Genomic DNA, 16,690 nt, shown 5'->3' with positions numbered 1-16,690 from the left:
GAGAATGAGCTCCCTTTTGTGTAAATTTCACCTTTCTTTCCACCCGGTTCTTCCTGTCCGAAGGGAAGAGAAAAAATATACACGTATCAAAACCATTACAACTCTACCGCCACTTCTTTATACAACAAAAAACCGGACATCGACGTCCGGTTCAGTGGTTGCTATTCAGTTTTTCACAGCTTTACTCGAAGGACTGGAACACATAGGAGTCCTGCACCGGGTACACCTCTTTACCAAGCAGCTGGTTGACGATCACTTTACTGCGGAAGACGGCGAGACCGAGGTTGGTGGACCCGACGCCGTGAGTATGGGCAATACAGCTGTTGGCAAAAATGTTATAAGCATTTTCTCCTTTGTTCACCAGTCTGTAGTCCTTCGTTACTTTGTAACGGCCGTAATCATCAAACTCAATTACGTCCGAAAGCTCTTTTATAAAAGAAGGGACGTTCGGCTGGTATCCTGTCGCGACGATCACTTTATCGGTCCGGTGTGAATAACCTTCTTCTTTCTGATAATGATGGCAGCTCAGTTCATACCGGCCTTCCTTCCGCTCTATACCTGTCACCTTCGTCAAAGGCAGCAGGGAAACATCGATCTTTTCCCTGCCTACTGTATATTCATACATAAGGTTATATATATCCGTAATAGTATGTTCGCTGATCCCTTTGTAGTACAGTCCCTGCGAGGCAAAAATCTCATCTTTCTTCTCCTGCGGAAGGGGATAGAAATAGTCAATATAGTCGGGCGAAAAGTGCTCAAGATTCAGCTTCGATTCTTCCATAGAGGCAAAACCCGGAGAACGGGTGATCCAGTCCAGGCGGAAACCGCACGTCCTCTGTTCTTTCAGCAGCTCCCGGAAAGCCTCCGCGGCGCTTTGTCCCGATCCGACGACCGTCACACTTTCCGCTTCCCGGCACGTCTGCCGCTGCATTTCGAAGTCGGCTGTATGGAATACATCCTGCCGTGGCATGTTCTGGAACGCCTCCGGGAGAGCGGGCGTACTTCCGGTTCCGAGCACTACGTGTTTCGTATAAAAAGTTTCAACTTCCCCGGTGCTTGCATCCTGCACATCCACCTGGTGGCGCCCGTCCTGCAGACGATGGACAGCCGTAACCTGTTTCCCGAACCGGCAACTCCCGATCCGTTCGGAGGCCCATTTACAATAGTCGTTATATTCTCTCCGCGGAATATCAAGACGCTGTAAAATATAGAACTGATACATCCGTCCCTGCTGGCTGATATAATTCAAAAAACTGTGCGGGTTCGTCGGATCCGCCATCGTTACAAGGTCCGCAAGAAAAGGAACCTGAAGTTTCGTCCCTTCGATCAGCATACCCGGATGCCAGGCAAACTCAGGTTTTTGCTCAAAAAACAGCGCCTTCGTCTCCTGTGTATCAAGGAGAGCGGCTAGACTTAAGTTGAAAGGACCGATGCCGACCCCTATGACGTCATAAACTTCCCTATTTTGTTTCAATTAACTTCGACCCCTTTTTTCAGAAAAGACAAGTATTTCTGAAGTTTTCCTTTGTTAATGGTATCACATCAAAAGGAGAACAGGACGAAAATTCCGAAAACTATTCAGGAAGTGGCCTGTTTAGTTACAAGATCCGCATACTTCCCGCCGAAAGATACCAGTTCATCGTGACTGCCTCGTTCAGCAATACGTCCTTCTTCCATAACGAGAATAAGATCGGCATTACGGATCGTATTGAGTCTGTGAGCGATTACGAAACTGGTGCGCCCTTCCATGAGCGTCTGCAATGCTTCGTTTATTTTCGTTTCCGTCACCGTATCGACACTGCTCGTGGCTTCATCAAGAATAAACAGGGAAGGATTTTTCAGTATAGCGCGGGCAATCGATAACAACTGGCGCTGCCCCTGGCTCACCCCTTTCCCTTCGGAATCGAGCATCGTCTCGTATCCGTCCGGGAAATTGCGGATGAAACCGTCGGCTCTGGCTGCTTTTGCAGCTTCTTCCACTTCCTCGTCCGTCGCTTCCAGTCGCCCGTACCGGATGTTTTCACGGATGGTCGTGTGAAAAAGAATCGCATCCTGCAGCACGAGACCCATATGTTCTCTGAGCGTCTCCCTCTTCAGGGAGCGCATGTCCTCGCCGTCCACGAGTACGCGGCCTTCCGTCGCATCATAAAACCTTGACAATAATGAGACTACCGTCGTTTTGCCGGCTCCTGTCGGTCCCACTAATGCTACGGTATCGCCCGGTTTCACGTGAAACGATACATCATCCAGTGCTTTTTCATCTTCATCGTAATAAAAATGGACGCGTTCAAATTCCACTTCTCCGTTTATGGAATCCACCGTCTTCGCCCCCTTTTCATCGATCCTTTCCTCATCCTCATCGATGATGCTGAACACTCTTTCAGCCCCTGCAACGGCAGAAAGGATCATATTGAATTGGTTGGCGAGATCATTCAGAGGCCGAGTGAACTGTCTTGAGTACGTCGTAAACGTAACAATCAGACCGACCGTCACGAACCCGTTCAGAGCGAGCACCGCTCCCCCGCCGACAATGATGGCGAAGCTCAGGTTATTAAGCATATTCATCAGTTTCGGAATGAATCCGGTGTACACCTGAGCCCAGTAACCCGATTCATAAAGGGCACGGTTCCTTCCGGCAAAGTCCTCCTCCACGTCCGCCTCTTTGGAAAACAGGGCGATGACCGGCTGGCCGGAAAACATCTCCTCGGCGTAGCCATTGACTTCGCCGAGGTCCTTCTGCTGGGCTTTGAAATACGGCCCTGTCCGCTTCGTAATCCACTTCATCCCGTAGTACATAAGAGGGACGACTGTCAGTGTCAGCAGCGTGAGCAGTGGACTGAGCACGAACATGATGATCAGCGTCCCCGAAATGGTGAGAGCACTCGTCACAAGCTGGATGACAGCCGAGTTCAGTGTACGACTCACGTTTTCCATATCATTGGTAAGACGGCTCATCAGCTCTCCCTGCTGATATTTTTGAAAAAAGGAAACGGGAAGATGCTGGAGATGGTTGAATAAGTGTTCCCGCATGCGATAAACCGTATTCTGGGAAAGCTGGATCATCGAGTAGCTCTGTATCCACATGAATACGGACTGAAAAATATAAACAGTGCCGAGCAGCAGCAGAAGCGTAAATACTCTTCCTTTGTCGGAAGCCCCGATTATAGTATCGATGACCACTCCGAGCAGATAAGGCCCGGCAAGAGACAGGGCGGAACTGATGAGAATCGCAAAGAGGACGAAGTAGAACCTTCTTTTTTCTTTCATCATATACGACCAGACCCGCCCGATCGTCGTTTTCATATCATCCACTTTCGGTCGTGCCGAAAAAGAAGCACTGTGCGGATGTTTCCTTTCAGCCATCAGCTCCCCTCCTCTCTCTGTGACTCATAGACGCTCCTGTAATAATCGTTATCTTTCAGCAGTCGTTCGTGACTCCCTTCCCCGATCAGTCGCCCTTCCTGCATAACGAAAATACGATCCGCCCGTTTAAGCGAACTGATCTTCTGGGCGGTCATAAGTACCGTACGCTTTTCCGACTGCAGCGTGTCGAGGAGTTCTTCTTCCGTGTTCGCGTCCAGCGCACTTGTACTGTCGTCCAGAATAAGAATCGCAGGATTACGGACGAGTGCCCGGGCGATAGAGAGCCGCTGTTTCTGTCCTCCGGAAAAATTCACGCCTTTCTGACCGATTTTCGTATCATACTCATCAGGAAGCGTTTTAATGAATTCATCGATTCGGGCTTGCCGTGCCGCCTTCTCAATTTCCTCTTCGGCAGCCTCCGGTTTCCCGAAGCGGATGTTTTCCCCGATTGTTCCGGAGAAGAGGTGGACCTCCTGCGGTACCATACTGACCCGGTGTCTGAGATGGTGGATATCGATGTTTTCCACTTCTTCATTTTCAAAAAGAATGGTTCCTTCCTCTTTTTCAAGCAGTCGGGGTATCAGTTGCAAAAGCGTCGATTTCCCCGACCCCGTTTCCCCGAGGATTCCTATCATCTCCCCGGCATCGATATGAAAGGATATATTATGGAGCACCGGATCTCCGGCGCGCCGGACGGAAACGTTACGGAATTCTATATTTCCTTCGAGTTCCGTTTTGAAATTATCCGTTTCCTCCAGATAGGCGGGAGTACCCTCTGTCAGCACCCGGGCTATACGGCCGGAAGATGCCTGACTTCTCGAGAAAACCATGATCAGAAACGTGAACATAGAGAAGTTTACGAGCATTCTGGTAGCATAATTGACGATAGCGACCAGTTCTCCCGGTTCCGCAGTACCGGCTAAGATGGCCTCGCCCCCGAACCACAATACGATAAGTATGACTGTATTCATCATAAGCATAAGGGCCGGCATCGCGAACTCCATCAGCCACAGCGCCTGTTTATTCGTGTGGCGGAGTGACGTGTTGATATCGTGGAAACGGCTTTCTTCATAGGAGGTGCGATTGAACCCTTTGATCAGCCGAATCGCCGTCAGGTTCTCCCTGATAATTCTGTTCACCCCGTCCAGCTTGTTCTGCACGAAGCGAAACAGCTTCACCCCTTTCAGACTGACGACCACCATAAATACAACGAGCACCGGAGCAGCAAGCAGAAGAATGAGAGCCATCCCTCTATGTACCGTGAAAGCCATCACTAATGAAAAAATGATGAATAATGGGGCTCTTAACCCGATTCTCGTAAACAGAAAAAGAAAGTTTTGTATCTGTACGACGTCCGTCGTGATTCTCGTCACAAGATCGGGAGTCGAATACCGATCGAAGTTCTCTCCGGTGAATTTCTGGACTTTGTTGAATATATCTCTGCGAAGATCATACCCTGTCCCCTGACTCGCTTTTCCGGCAAAAAAGGAGTTGATGATCCCTGCTGAGAAAGCCAGGAGAGAAAGAACGATCAGCACCGTCCCCCAAACAAATACGGTCCGATAATCTTCCTGCAAAATCCCTTCGTCTATAATCTTACCCATGATCAACGGCTGAAACAGCTCGACTGTCAGCTCTACGAACATAAGAGCAATCGCAATCAGAGCCGCCCGTTTATAGATAGATACATACTGCAGTAATAATCTCATATATCCCACTCATTTCTGTCACGCATCAGCCGGGAATACGACTCCTATCTGTTTTCTCACCTCTTCCATCAGGCGGGCCGTTTCCAGGGAGTGCTCCGGCGCAGCTGCGGAAGATTCAGACAAGTTCCCTTCCTGGACCATATTCGTAAAAGCTTTCAGTTCTCCATACATCGAAGGTTTCGACAAAGTACCCGGCAGTTCTTCAACGGATCCGTCTCTGTACCTGATCGTCATCCCCTCGGGTGTGGAAATGTCGGGTATCACTATAGAACCTTCCTCCCCCTGAATCTCCGACGGGGCGTAGGAATTGTGGATTTTAGAGAAAGAGACGACCCCTTCCATATCATCGTATTGAAAAAGTGCCGTGCCTTCACCGTCTACGCCTGTCTCGAGAAGCACGCCTGTCGCCCTGGTGGAAGAAGGTGTTCCGAATAGCGTAACCATTGGATAAATTCCATATACGCCAAGGTCCATCAGCGCTCCGTTTGATAATTCTCTCTTGAAAGCATTCAATACCTCCCCGTTTCTGTAGGCTTCATAACGGGAGGAGAATTTGCAGTAATTCCCGACATAACGTCGTACTTTCCCGATTTTATGAAGATTTTCCCTGATTTCTTCAAATCCTGGCATGAACAGCGATTTTATCGCCTCCAGAAGAACAACACCTTCTTCCTCGGCTATACGGAACATTTCTGCAGCTTCCCGGTAATTGGAAGCCAGAGGCTTCTCGCACAACACGTGTTTCCCGTTCCTCATACAAAGGACCGCCTGGCTGTAATGCAGGGCATTGGGGCTCGCTATGTATACAGCATCAATTTCGTCACTGGCAGCAAAAGCTTCCAGATCAGTATATGTAAGGGAGATTCCGTGTTTCCCGGCAAATTCATCCGCTTTCTCCTGCGTACGTGAATATACGGCCGCCGTCTGCACTTCCTCCAGATGTGTCGCTGCCTCCAGCAGTTGATCAGTTATAAAATTCGTTCCGATGATTCCCAGTCGCATAACAAAAACCTCCTTCATTGATTTCCCCTCATTATAACAAAAAGAAGAGCAGGAGGTGCTCTCCCCGCTCTTCAGGTGGAATGTATAAAGTGATTTTCATGACCTGTCTTTGGTCTGTAATGAAACGGTCTCTCTCTTACTTGAAGTCGTCTGCATATTCTTCATACTCTGTTCCAGGCAGCTCATCGGCCGGTATGAATTTCATAGCCGCCGAATTCATGCAGTATCTGAGGCCGTGTGGCTCAGGACCGTCCTGGAAGACGTGGCCCAGATGGGAATCCGCCTGTTTACTGCGGACTTCCACATTTGTACCGAAAACCCCTGTGTCTTCTTCATAGGTGATATTCGCGAGTTCCAGAGGCTTCGTGAAACTCGGCCATCCTGTTCCGGAATCGTACTGGTCCCTGGAACTGAACAGCGGCTCTCCCGAAACGATGTCCACGTATATACCGTCTCTCTCATTGTCATGATATTTGTTGTCATACGCAGGCTCCGTCCCGTCTTCCTGAGTCACTTCATATTGTACACTGCTAAGTTCGGAAACAGCTGATGCTTTATCTTCCACCGCAAACGGCGAGGTTTTACTTATTTCGTATTTACGGTCTTCTCCCCACGTTTGCTTCAGGTAGTCATCACGCCCTGAGTTATCTCTGTAATGCTCATAACGGCCCGGATTCTTCTTGTAGTAATCCTGATGGTACTCCTCCGCTTTATAAAACGTGTCATATTCTTCGACGGAAGTCACGATCTCACCGTCGAACCTTCCGGAGTCTTCCATTTCCATCAGGGAAGACTCAGCAGCCTGGCGCTGTGCTTCATCGTGATAAAAAATCGCCGATAAATAAGGCTCTCCCCTATCCACGAACTGCCCACCATCATCTGTCGGGTTTATTTGACGCCAGAAAATCTGCAGGAGATCTTCATAACTGATCTGTTCCGGATCGTACGTTATCTGAACGGCTTCCTGATGCCCTGTTTCTTTACCCGAAACTTCTTCATATTCCCGTAATTTGAATTTCTGAAGTTTTCCACTGGCATTTCTCGGCAGCTCTTCAACAAACTCGTACCGTTTCGGCCGCTTGTACCGGGAAAGCCTATTCCCCGACAAAAGAAATTCATCGATTTCCTGAGCGGAAACCTTCTCTTTTTTCACGATAAAAGCTACGACCTGTTCTCCCCATTTCGCATCCGGCTCCCCTACTACGGCAGCATCTTCGACAGCCGGGTGTTCGCTCAGAGCATCTTCCACTTCCCGGGAGTAGATATTCTCTCCCCCGGAAATGATCATATCTTTCACCCGGTCCCGGACCCAGAGGTATCCTTCCTCGTCCATCATCCCTACATCTCCGGAGTAATACCATCCGTCCCGTATCGACTGCTCTGTCGCTTCCGGTCGTTTATAATATCCTTTCATCATACTCGGCCCACGCACGATGATTTCACCAAGCTCGCCCGGGGCGCATATATCTTCGGGGGTCCCGCTCTCCTCATCTTCCGATCTGATGATACGGACTTCCTGATTCACCAGGGGTTTACCGGCCGAACCGGCTTTCTTTATCTGTTCATCCTCCATCTGTACCGTAATGGCAGGACCCATTTCCGTCATCCCGTAAGCCTGTACGAGACCGATACCGAGCACGTCATACAACTCCCTCGTAAGGGACGGGGGCATGGGTGCGCCGCCGTAGAGGCCCTGACGCAGCGTAGTTATATCCTCTTTCGTAAATTCCTCCTGAATCATCATGTGCCACATAGTCGGAGCCCCGAACATCGTGGTGATTCCTTCTTCCCTCACCAGCCTTATCGTTTCTTTCGGGTCGTAGTGATGCAGAATCGCATTCCCGGCACCTACAAGAATTCTCGGGAAAATCGCACAGTGAAGTTCGGCACAGTGAAACATAGGACCGATGGACAGGCCTTTATCGGCTGCAGTGAGACGCATGGTCAAAGCCATAGCCATCGCCTGATCCACCATATCCCTGTGCGTATGAAGTACGCCTTTCGGTTTCCCTGTCGTGCCCGATGTGTACATGATTGCATACGTGTCGTCTTCGTCGAGCTCCGTTTCCACATTCGTCACGTCGGAAGAGAGTTTGCTGTAGAGATACTCCCCTTTCCCGTCTTTCTCATCAATGGACCAGAATTGAACATCTGTCATATCTGCCTGAACGGGATCAACCTGAGGACTCGTCGCCCGTTCATACAGAACCACTTTCGGTTCTGCATCCGCCAGAATAAATGCGATCTCCTTTTCTGTCAGTCTGAAGTTAATCGGATTAAACACCGCGCCCAGCCTGGCACAGGCAAATAACACAGTCATAAACTCCGACGTGTTAAAAAGAACAGTGGATACTACATCCCCTTTTGATATACCGTTATCCTGCAGTGTATGGGCAAATCTGTTCACTTCTTCCTTCCATTCTCCATACGTCCACCTTACATTGATACGTTCATCCACCAGTCCTTCTCTTTCGGGAAATTTAGCTGCTGTCTGATCGAACATCGACTTTAGTGTCGGTCCCATCTCCCCACCCCTTATCTAAAAATTCAGATTTCTTTCATATAGTATCTATTCGACAGGTAAGGTACATTTTCCTTCAAAAAAAAGCAGGAGTATTAAACTCCCGCTTTTGCATCTACCACACGGTTTATAACGCTGGCCACTCCGTTCTCCACGTTCGTTTCCGTAACCAGATCCGCTTCCTGTTTCACTTCTTCCTGAGCGTTCCCCATCGCTACACCGATCCCCGCTTCTTTAATCATGGCAAGGTCATTCAGACTGTCTCCCACTGCCATCACTTCGTTCAGGGAGAAACCGAGTAATCCGCTGATTTTATGAAGAGCAGCCGCCTTACTCACTCCGGCCGGGTTGATTTCTATATTTACAGGACTCGAATTCGTCACTTCAAGCGCAGGGTTGGCCGTCACTTCTTTAAGAATGACGTTCCGGACGTCTTCATCCGGCACTTCCAGACCGATTTTCAGCCATTCATACTCTTCGATCGGTTTCTCAAATTTATAATCGGAGTCAAAAGCTCCTTCCACCGTGGAAGTCCAGAGACGTACGCCGTGTTCTTTCTGTATTTCCCACAGCCGCTTCACTTCTTCCATGCCTAGTACTTCACGTGTCACCAGATTAAAATCTCCGGCGTATATTTCCCCGCCGTTGACAGTAACGATGTACTCGGAATCCCCGAGCGACCGGACCAGGCTGCGACAGTGACCTATCGGACGCCCGGTACTCACGATAACGTGGATTCCTGCGTCTTTCGCCCGCTCTATAGCTCTTTTATTTTCCTCGGATATTTCGAACTCATTTTTCAAAAGCGTTCCATCCATATCCAGAGCAATCAATCTTATATTATCTTCCATTATTATTCACGTCCTCTCTACGACTATATTCTAATACATACACACCCCTTCGTCCACCGGAACGGAGCTTCTCCCCGGCGACCCAAAAAAAAGTCCCCGGTCCGGGGACTTTTTGCAGTATTATGCTTCAATCAGTTTATTGACCTGTTTCTTCCATAGACCGAAACCCCCATCCATATTACGGATATCGGTGATGCCGTTCGCCTGGAGAACACTTGCAGCGATAGCCGAGCGCACGCCGGAGCCGCACTGAACAACGAGCGGCCGGTCTGCCGGCACTTCATCGATCTTATCCGGTAATTCTCCGAGATAAATGTGAGCGGCACCTTCAATGTGCGCTTCTTCATATTCTTCCTCGGAACGGACGTCGAGCACTTTCGCTTCTCCGTTCTCGATCATCGATACCGACTCTTCCGGAGTTACGTTGTGGTAGTGCTCCGTACGGTCACTCATAGTGGCTGCCTGAGTGGCATCCATATAATGGGTGGCATTGTCGATTCCAATCGAGCGGAGGGCTGTCAGAACTTCGTGGTGATCCTTCTCATCGGTAAGGATATAAAGATCCCGGTCGTAATCCACGAGCCATCCGGCCCAGTTGGCGAAGGATTTATTAATCGGGATATTAAATGTCCCTTTCAAGTGATTCTTCGCAAAACGGGCGGAGTCACGGGTATCAAGAACCTGGACACCGTTATCGATCGCTTCTTCAAGTTCTTTAGGGTTATCGATACGTTTTGGATCATTAAGGTCGCGTACGATTTCCGCTCCGGATTTGTTCACCTTCTTCATTTCGGCGAAATATACCGGAGGCGCCGGCTGTCCATCCGTCAGTTCTTTAACGAATTCATCGGCGTCCGTATGACTGAACACCCAGTTTTCTTTCTTTTCATAACCGAGGGTGGACTGTGGCACGGCACCGAGAGACTTACCGCAGGCACTGCCTGCTCCGTGACCGGGCCAGATTTGAAGGTAACCCGGAAGTTCACTGAACTTCTGAAGAGATTCAAACATCTGCTGTCCGCCTTTTTCTGCAGTACCTTCAGCCCCTGCAGCTTTATCCAGAAGATCCGGACGGCCGACGTCGCCGACAAAGAGGAAATCACCGGTGAAGACGCCCATGGCGTTATCCGTTCCTCCGTCTTTCAGAGTGAACGACAGACTCTCCGGTGTGTGACCCGGAGTATGAAGAACGCCTATCGTGACGTTTCCCACTTTCACTTCGTCTCCGTCTTTCAGAAGCTGATGGGGAAGGTGGTCGATATTTTCGTACTTCCAGTCGTCATCTCCTTCATCGGAGACGTACAGTACAGCTCCGAGACGCTCTGCCATTTCACGGCCTCCGGAAACGAAATCCGCGTGGATGTGAGTTTCAAGGGCACCGTTGATGGTCAAACCGTTTTCGTTCGCTTCTTTGATATAAGGTTCAATCTCGCGTGCAGGGTCGATGACTACTGCCTCACCGGTTGCCTGACAACCGACGAGATAAGACGCCTGCGCCAGATTATCATCATAAAAATGTTTCAGTAACATAGAAATTGACCTCCTATTGTTATTTTTAACTACCGTACGGGGTATATTAGAGGTATATCCGTTCCGGAAAATCATTAAACCTATTTCATTTCTTCGAGCCTCTGTTCCATCAAATCTTTGTTCATACCTCCGAGAATCACAGACTGGACTTTCCCTTCCTTATCTATAAACACGGAAGTCGGTACAGGCCCTACTTCGTATTTAGCCATCACGTCCGAATTGCGATCAAGTAATACAGGAAATGAAAGGTCGAACTCTCCCGCAAACTGGCTTACATCATTTCTTGTCGCTTCTGTTTCCGTAAGGTTCACCGCAAGTATTTCAAAATCATCCCTGGAGCTGTACACTTCTTCCATATCCGGCATTTCTGCACGACACGGCGGGCACCACGTGCCCCAGAAGTTCACAATTACCGGGGTTCCCCGATAGTCGGAGAGACTCACCTCTTTTCCACTTAATGTCGGAAGCGTAAAGTCAGGAGCCGGTTCCCCCTTTTCAAAACTTGAAGAATCGTTCTGGCCACCCGGTCCTTCGGCTGTCATCACTGTATCTCCACTTTCCTGTGTCGCCGTCTCTTCCGGTTCATATAGAAGGTCGTAAAGAGCCCATCCGAACAATACTACAACGACTGCAATTACAATCCATTTCTTCACTACAATATCCCCCTGAATATAATTGTACCCAGGTTAGAAAGCCAGGTGTCCTGCACCATACGGAGAAGCATATTGGATATTCTCGTGAGCTGACCCGTATATAGCATTATCCCCATCACAACCATGAGGCTGCCTCCCACTTTCATGAATATCTGGCTGTAGCGCACTACCGCTCTTGCAGAACCAACGAAGAATGAGAAAATCAGAAACGGCAAAGCGAAACCGAGTACGTAAAATACGCTGTAAACCATCCCCTGCGTGGGGTTACTGGCTGCAAGTACGAGAATCGAACCGAAAATCGGGCCGATACACGGCGTCCATCCGGCTGCAAATCCGAGACCTGTAAAAACAGAACCGGTATACCCCAGGCTTCTCTTAGGCTTTACAGAGAACCGTTTTTCCCGCATCAGCCAGGAGAAATTGATCCATCCTGCTACAAACAGCCCCATCACGATAATGAAAACGCCGGCGATCCGCTGCAGGAAAACTCCGGAATCCCCGGTCAGCACTCCCTGCATCCATTGTCCGGCAAGTGATGCCCCGAACCCGAGGCTCAGGAAAACCGTTGCCACCCCGATCAGGAAGAAAACCGAATGCAGAAGGACTTTTTTTCTTATTTGAGGATTGTTCTGATCCTGTATATCTTTCACACTCATACCTGTAATATATGATAAATAGGCCGGAAAAATCGGCAGCGTGCACGGCGAAAGAAAAGATAAAACGCCTGCCCCGAAAGCCAGCCAAAACGTTACGTCCGCTTCCATTTAAATACCCCCCTGCCCATAATGAACACGCCGGCAGCGATTACAAAATAATACCCGGCGTCCACCGGCACTCCCATAACGTCAAGTACCGGGACGATCAGACTGACAGCACCCGCAGCAAGCATCACACTTCCAAACAGGGCTGACCAGTAATTCTTCCATAAAAGACTTCCCGCATAGATAATAAACCATATAACGAGTTCATGTAATACGTTATCTTCCATAATTATTATACTTCCAATATAGTAGAAGAAAAACGAACCCGAAAGAAGAACAGTCATTCCGTACAGTTCGTCCTTGCTCAACTTCAGCCGGAAAGCATGAATAGCCGCGGCGACCGACGCTATGTAGAACTCAAGCGTACCGCTCGGATAACTCAATACCGTCACCGGGTAATCAAGTACCATAGGAAAGGTGGTAACCAGTTTACTGCTGAAAAACACGAGGAAAAACGTAGTCAGCAGGGTCGTTCCCTTTGAAAAGACCTCTTTTTTCCCCTCCATACCTGTCCGTGCAAACCGGAACACACCTGCGCTTACCAGTAAAGCAGTCAATCTTATAATTAAATATGGAGGCACAAACATAATCTCCCTCCCTCTCCTTTATACCATAATACTCTTTTCCTTTTGTGAATAATGAATGAACTTCACGTGTTTATTTATATACCTGCGAGGGTACACTTATTTGAGAAATACTACAAAAAGGAGTGATATGACATGTTCCACTATACAGTAGAAACGGATAAAAACCTCGAAGAAGCAGTAGAAAGTCTTCAGGCAAGCCTTCAGGAAGCGCAGTTCGGCGTACTATGGAACTTCGATGTGAAAGAGACGCTTCAGGGAAAAGGTCTCGACTTCGATACGGATTACCGGATACTTGAAGTATGTAACCCGAAAGAAGCCAAACACATCCTCGAAAAAGATCTCCTCGCAGGCTACTTTCTCCCATGTAAAATGGTCGTATACAACGATCAGGGGCAGATTAAAATCGGTATGCCGAAACCTACGTCCCTTATGGAAATGATCGATGATAAAGAAATTAAAGATGTAGCGGCCGATATTGAAGAACGTCTGAAAGTCTGCATCGATAACGCAGCTTAAAACCTCCCTTCTGAAGGGGGTTTTTCTTTTTCTCCGGAGATCTCAAATAAAATAAGCATATCTTGTTGACAAAATACCTATAGGGGTATAAGATGCACTTAGTTGATTAAAAGAAATCACCTTACATTAAACAGCAAATTTTTTTCGTTGACAATATACCCCAGTAGGTATAGAATAAGCATCAGTCTCGCTAAGGGAGGGAAGACAGATGGAATACAGCAACAAAGAAATAAACAGAATAAAACGTCTGGAAGGTCAGCTTCGGGGTGTACTGAAGATGATGGAAGAAGGAAAAGATTGCAAGGACGTTATCACCCAGCTCTCAGCCTCCCGCAGTGCTATCGACCGTTCCATCGGCGTACTCGTAAGTTCCAATCTTGTAGCGTGCGTCAGAGAGGAAGAAAACGAGGAAGATCAGGAAGTTGCAATCAACGAAGCAGTGCAGCTTCTGGTGAAAAGCAGATAATTTTTTTCAATAAAATAATACCCCTGTAGGTATAAGGAGGAAATAATCATGTCATCCGAAAACAAAAAAACCAACATTATTCTATTCAGTGGAGATTACGATAAGGCAATGGCTGCCTACATCATCGCAAACGGTGCTGCAGCCTACGATCACGATGTAACCATTTTCCACACGTTCTGGGGACTGAACGCCCTCCGTAAGGACGACAAGATGCTCATTGAGAACAAATCAAGACTTGAAAAAATGTTCGGTCGTATGATGCCGCGCGGCGCCAAACGAATGGGCATCTCCAAAATGAACTTCGGCGGTTTCGGTCAGAAAATGATCAAGGACGTTATGAAGAAGCACAATGCCATGCCCGTCGAAGACTTGATAGAAATGGCTCAGGAACAGGATATCAATTTGATTGCCTGCACCATGACGATGGATCTTTTAGGTCTCAGAAAAGAAGAACTTCTCGATGATATCGAGTACGGCGGCGTTGCTGCTTATATCGGTGAAGGTGAAGACGGAGCTATCAACCTGTTTATCTAAACAATTAGGAGGTATTGTTATGAAAACAATCCAGGCACATGAAGTAGAAACGCAGTATAGCGATTTAAATGTTATAGATGTCCGGGAAGCGGACGAAGTAGCCGAAGGAAAAATACCCGGAGCTATTCACATCCCTCTCGGGGTATTGGAATACCGGATGAATGAACTGAATAAAAAAGAAGCTTACGTTACCGTATGCCGTTCCGGAGGGAGAAGTTCCCAGGCCGCGCGTTTCCTTGAAAACCAGGGGTACGACGTCACCAATATGGAAGGCGGCATGATGAATTACGACGGTAAGACTGAATAAAAACAGGAGGTCATCATTATGAGTATTACAACTGATATGCAATTAGACGCTAAAGGGCTTGCGTGCCCTATGCCGATCGTCAAAACGAAAAAAACGATGAAAGATCTCGAGGCAGGTCAGGTGCTTGAAGTACAGGCTACAGATCAGGGATCTACAACCGACCTTAAAGCCTGGGCAAATAAGTCGGGACACCAGTACCTCGGCACCAACGAAACGGACGGTGTACTTTACCACTACGTCCGCAAAGCGGATGAGGAGAAACCGGAAAAAACCCATCCGAATACAGTAGGAAACGAAGAACTTGAAAATCGTAACGACGATGCAGTGGTTGTGGATGTGAGAGAATCAGCAGAATATGCTTTCGGCCACATCCCGGGAGCTGTCTCCATTCCTCTCGGGGAGCTTGACGAGCGTATGAACGAGATCGATTCCTCTAAAGAAATATATGTCGTGTGCCGTACAGGTAACCGCAGTGATATGGCGGCGCAGAAGCTCACGGAAAACGGCTATGACAAAGTATACAACGTAGTTCCGGGTATGAGTGAATGGTCAAAAGAGACGGAAAAATCCTGAAGATATAATACAGAAATAAACCACAGGGGGTTATGTAATTGTCACTACAACCAATGAAACCATCTGAACTGGCAAGGAAAGCAGTAAATAAAGAAGAATTGTTTATTCTGGACGTACGGAACGAAGATGCGTTCGAAGACTGGAAAGTAGAAGGGGTAAACTTCGAATATATGAACGTTCCCTACTTCGACCTGATCGACGGGGTTGAGGAAATCATGGACGATCTCCCAAAAGATAAGAACATCCTTGTCGTGTGTGCCAAAGAGGGGTCTTCGGTTATGGTAGGAGAAATGCTTGCTGATGAAGGTCTGGAAGTGTCCTATCTTGAAGGCGGTATGAAAGCATGGAGTGAACACCTGGCACCCGTGAAAATAAGCGACCTGGCGAATGGCGGTGAACTGTATCAGTTCGTTCGTCTCGGTAAAGGATGCCTTTCCTATATGGTTCTTTCAGGAGAAGAAGCTGCGGTGATCGATGCCAACCGCATGACTGATATTTATACGGATTTCGCCAAAGAAAAAGGAGTTACCATCAACCATACGATGGACACCCACCTGCACGCTGATCACATTTCCGGAGGTCGTGCTCTTGCCGAAGAGTCAGGCGGTACGTACTGGCTGCCTCCGAAAGACGCAGAAGGTGTAACGTTCGATTATAAACCTCTGGAAGACGGGAATACCATCAGGGTAGGAGAAACAGACATTGATATCCAGGCGCTATATTCCCCGGGGCACACCATAGGCTCCACTTCTTTCGTCATCGACGGGCAGTATTTACTGACAGGGGATATCCTGTTCATTGCCTCTATCGGACGTCCGGATCTTGCCGGGAAAGCGGAAGACTGGGTACAGGATCTCCGTACCACCCTTTACGAAAGATACAGGGAACTCTCTGACAACCTCATCGTTCTTCCGGCCCACTACACGGCTACAGATGAATTGAACGACGATGGTTCTGTTCAGGAAAAACTCTCGGTTCTTTACAAAGAGAACCACGGGTTGAACATTGAAGATGAAGCCGAGTTCAGAAAGACTGTCACGGAAAATCTGCCACCGCAACCGAATGCCTATCAGGAAATCCGCGAAACGAATATGGGACAGGTTGCACCGGACAGTGAAAGAAAACGCGAAATGGAAATCGGTCCAAACCGCTGCGCCGTCCGTTAAAAGCGGACAGCAGCAGAAGCAAGAACAAACTTTCATTATATTATTCAAGGAGGATGTTGCTTAATTGTAAAATGAAATGCAACAACGATCTATCCCCATTTTGGGTATAGAAAAAGCCATGGTACATCCGTTATGATTGAGTCGACCAAAA

The 16,690-nt window shown here is 48.2% G+C and carries 16 protein-coding genes; 6 read left to right on the top strand and 10 right to left on the bottom strand.

All coding sequences use genetic code 11. The features are described from left to right. Window positions 1-181: 181 nt before the first annotated feature. From BW931_RS08255 to BW931_RS08210, 10 genes are all read right to left on the bottom strand, one after another. Window positions 182-1,474 (bottom strand): lysine N(6)-hydroxylase/L-ornithine N(5)-oxygenase family protein, encoded by a 1,293-nt coding sequence (locus BW931_RS08255; protein WP_008589240.1) that lies wholly within the window; start codon window positions 1,472-1,474, stop codon window positions 182-184. 104 nt (window positions 1,475-1,578) lie between these two features. Beyond that, a complete protein-coding gene (locus BW931_RS08250) occupies window positions 1,579-3,363 on the bottom strand; it encodes an ABC transporter ATP-binding protein (protein WP_076571482.1) in 1,785 nt (594 codons plus the stop codon). After that, a complete protein-coding gene (locus BW931_RS08245) occupies window positions 3,363-5,072 on the bottom strand; it encodes an ABC transporter ATP-binding protein (RefSeq protein ID WP_076571796.1) in 1,710 nt (569 codons plus the stop codon). Before BW931_RS08245 ends, BW931_RS08250 begins: the two co-directional genes overlap by 1 nt. Before the next feature lie 18 nt (window positions 5,073-5,090). Then, window positions 5,091-6,074, bottom strand: a complete 984-nt coding sequence (locus tag BW931_RS08240) for a Gfo/Idh/MocA family protein (RefSeq protein WP_084193887.1) — start codon at window positions 6,072-6,074, stop codon at window positions 5,091-5,093. Between the two features lie 136 nt (window positions 6,075-6,210). Next, on the bottom strand, window positions 6,211-8,598 hold the full coding sequence (gene msrB / locus BW931_RS13625; protein WP_076571478.1) for a peptide-methionine (R)-S-oxide reductase MsrB: 2,388 nt from the start codon (window positions 8,596-8,598) through the stop codon (window positions 6,211-6,213). A gap of 92 nt (window positions 8,599-8,690) precedes the next feature. After that, window positions 8,691-9,446, bottom strand: coding sequence for a Cof-type HAD-IIB family hydrolase (locus BW931_RS08230; protein WP_076571476.1), 756 nt, complete (start codon window positions 9,444-9,446; stop codon window positions 8,691-8,693). Between the two features lie 120 nt (window positions 9,447-9,566). Beyond that, entirely contained in the window at window positions 9,567-10,976 is a 1,410-nt protein-coding gene (locus tag BW931_RS08225) for an MBL fold metallo-hydrolase (protein WP_076571473.1), read from the bottom strand. A gap of 80 nt (window positions 10,977-11,056) precedes the next feature. Beyond that, window positions 11,057-11,629 carry a redoxin domain-containing protein gene (locus BW931_RS08220; RefSeq protein WP_076571471.1) on the bottom strand — a complete coding sequence of 191 codons (573 nt, stop codon included), beginning with the start codon at window positions 11,627-11,629 and terminating at the stop codon, window positions 11,057-11,059. Then, on the bottom strand, window positions 11,629-12,393 hold the full coding sequence (locus tag BW931_RS08215) for a cytochrome c biogenesis CcdA family protein (protein WP_076571469.1): 765 nt from the start codon (window positions 12,391-12,393) through the stop codon (window positions 11,629-11,631). Before BW931_RS08215 ends, BW931_RS08220 begins: the two co-directional genes overlap by 1 nt. Continuing rightward, window positions 12,378-12,977 carry a hypothetical protein gene (locus tag BW931_RS08210; protein ID WP_076571467.1) on the bottom strand — a complete coding sequence of 200 codons (600 nt, stop codon included), beginning with the start codon at window positions 12,975-12,977 and terminating at the stop codon, window positions 12,378-12,380. The genes BW931_RS08215 and BW931_RS08210 overlap by 16 nt, the downstream gene beginning before the upstream one ends. Window positions 12,978-13,109: 132 nt before the next feature. Here BW931_RS08210 and BW931_RS08205 point away from each other — a divergent pair, with 132 nt between their 5' ends. The 6 genes from BW931_RS08205 (at window position 13,110) to BW931_RS08180 (ending at window position 16,539) form a co-directional block, all read left to right on the top strand. Beyond that, window positions 13,110-13,493, top strand: a complete 384-nt coding sequence (locus BW931_RS08205; RefSeq protein ID WP_076571465.1) for a DUF302 domain-containing protein — start codon at window positions 13,110-13,112, stop codon at window positions 13,491-13,493. A 208-nt stretch (window positions 13,494-13,701) separates the two neighbouring features. After that, the gene (locus tag BW931_RS08200) at window positions 13,702-13,959 is read left to right on the top strand and encodes a metal-sensitive transcriptional regulator (RefSeq protein WP_008589216.1); all 258 of its coding nucleotides are present in this window, start codon (window positions 13,702-13,704) and stop codon (window positions 13,957-13,959) included. A gap of 48 nt (window positions 13,960-14,007) precedes the next feature. Continuing rightward, entirely contained in the window at window positions 14,008-14,493 is a 486-nt protein-coding gene (locus BW931_RS08195) for a DsrE/DsrF/DrsH-like family protein (protein ID WP_008589213.1), read from the top strand. Window positions 14,494-14,512: 19 nt separating this feature from the next. After that, entirely contained in the window at window positions 14,513-14,800 is a 288-nt protein-coding gene (locus BW931_RS08190; protein ID WP_076571463.1) for a rhodanese-like domain-containing protein, read from the top strand. Window positions 14,801-14,818: 18 nt separating this feature from the next. Then, a complete protein-coding gene (locus tag BW931_RS08185) occupies window positions 14,819-15,373 on the top strand; it encodes a sulfurtransferase TusA family protein (protein WP_008589209.1) in 555 nt (184 codons plus the stop codon). Window positions 15,374-15,426: 53 nt separating this feature from the next. Beyond that, window positions 15,427-16,539 (top strand): MBL fold metallo-hydrolase, encoded by a 1,113-nt coding sequence (locus BW931_RS08180; protein ID WP_407690202.1) that lies wholly within the window; start codon window positions 15,427-15,429, stop codon window positions 16,537-16,539. The last annotated feature ends 151 nt before the right edge of the window (window positions 16,540-16,690 follow it).

The organism is Salimicrobium salexigens, assembly GCF_900156705.1.
GTDB lineage: Bacteria > Bacillota > Bacilli > Bacillales > Halobacillaceae > Salimicrobium > Salimicrobium album.
Note: the sequence above shows the minus strand (reverse complement) of the source record. Positions and strands in the feature narration are given on the sequence as shown.

What these genes read in the sequence shown, in the direction of transcription:
- BW931_RS08180 (WP_407690202.1), top strand. Translation starts at nt 15,427, where the DNA reads ATGAAACCATCTGAACTGGCAAGGAAAGCAGTAAATAAAGAAGAATTG.
- BW931_RS08190 (WP_076571463.1), top strand. Translation starts at nt 14,513, where the DNA reads ATGAAAACAATCCAGGCACATGAAGTAGAAACGCAGTATAGCGATTTA.
- BW931_RS08245 (WP_076571796.1), bottom strand. Translation starts at nt 5,072, where the DNA reads ATGAGATTATTACTGCAGTATGTATCTATCTATAAACGGGCGGCTCTG.
- BW931_RS08200 (WP_008589216.1), top strand. Translation starts at nt 13,702, where the DNA reads ATGGAATACAGCAACAAAGAAATAAACAGAATAAAACGTCTGGAAGGT.
- BW931_RS08210 (WP_076571467.1), bottom strand. Translation starts at nt 12,977, where the DNA reads ATGTTTGTGCCTCCATATTTAATTATAAGATTGACTGCTTTACTGGTA.
- BW931_RS08230 (WP_076571476.1), bottom strand. Translation starts at nt 9,446, where the DNA reads ATGGAAGATAATATAAGATTGATTGCTCTGGATATGGATGGAACGCTT.
- msrB (WP_076571478.1), bottom strand. Translation starts at nt 8,598, where the DNA reads ATGGGACCGACACTAAAGTCGATGTTCGATCAGACAGCAGCTAAATTT.
- BW931_RS08185 (WP_008589209.1), top strand. Translation starts at nt 14,819, where the DNA reads ATGAGTATTACAACTGATATGCAATTAGACGCTAAAGGGCTTGCGTGC.
- BW931_RS08240 (WP_084193887.1), bottom strand. Translation starts at nt 6,074, where the DNA reads ATGCGACTGGGAATCATCGGAACGAATTTTATAACTGATCAACTGCTG.
- BW931_RS08205 (WP_076571465.1), top strand. Translation starts at nt 13,110, where the DNA reads ATGTTCCACTATACAGTAGAAACGGATAAAAACCTCGAAGAAGCAGTA.
- BW931_RS08195 (WP_008589213.1), top strand. Translation starts at nt 14,008, where the DNA reads ATGTCATCCGAAAACAAAAAAACCAACATTATTCTATTCAGTGGAGAT.
- BW931_RS08225 (WP_076571473.1), bottom strand. Translation starts at nt 10,976, where the DNA reads ATGTTACTGAAACATTTTTATGATGATAATCTGGCGCAGGCGTCTTAT.
- BW931_RS08250 (WP_076571482.1), bottom strand. Translation starts at nt 3,363, where the DNA reads ATGGCTGAAAGGAAACATCCGCACAGTGCTTCTTTTTCGGCACGACCG.
- BW931_RS08215 (WP_076571469.1), bottom strand. Translation starts at nt 12,393, where the DNA reads ATGGAAGCGGACGTAACGTTTTGGCTGGCTTTCGGGGCAGGCGTTTTA.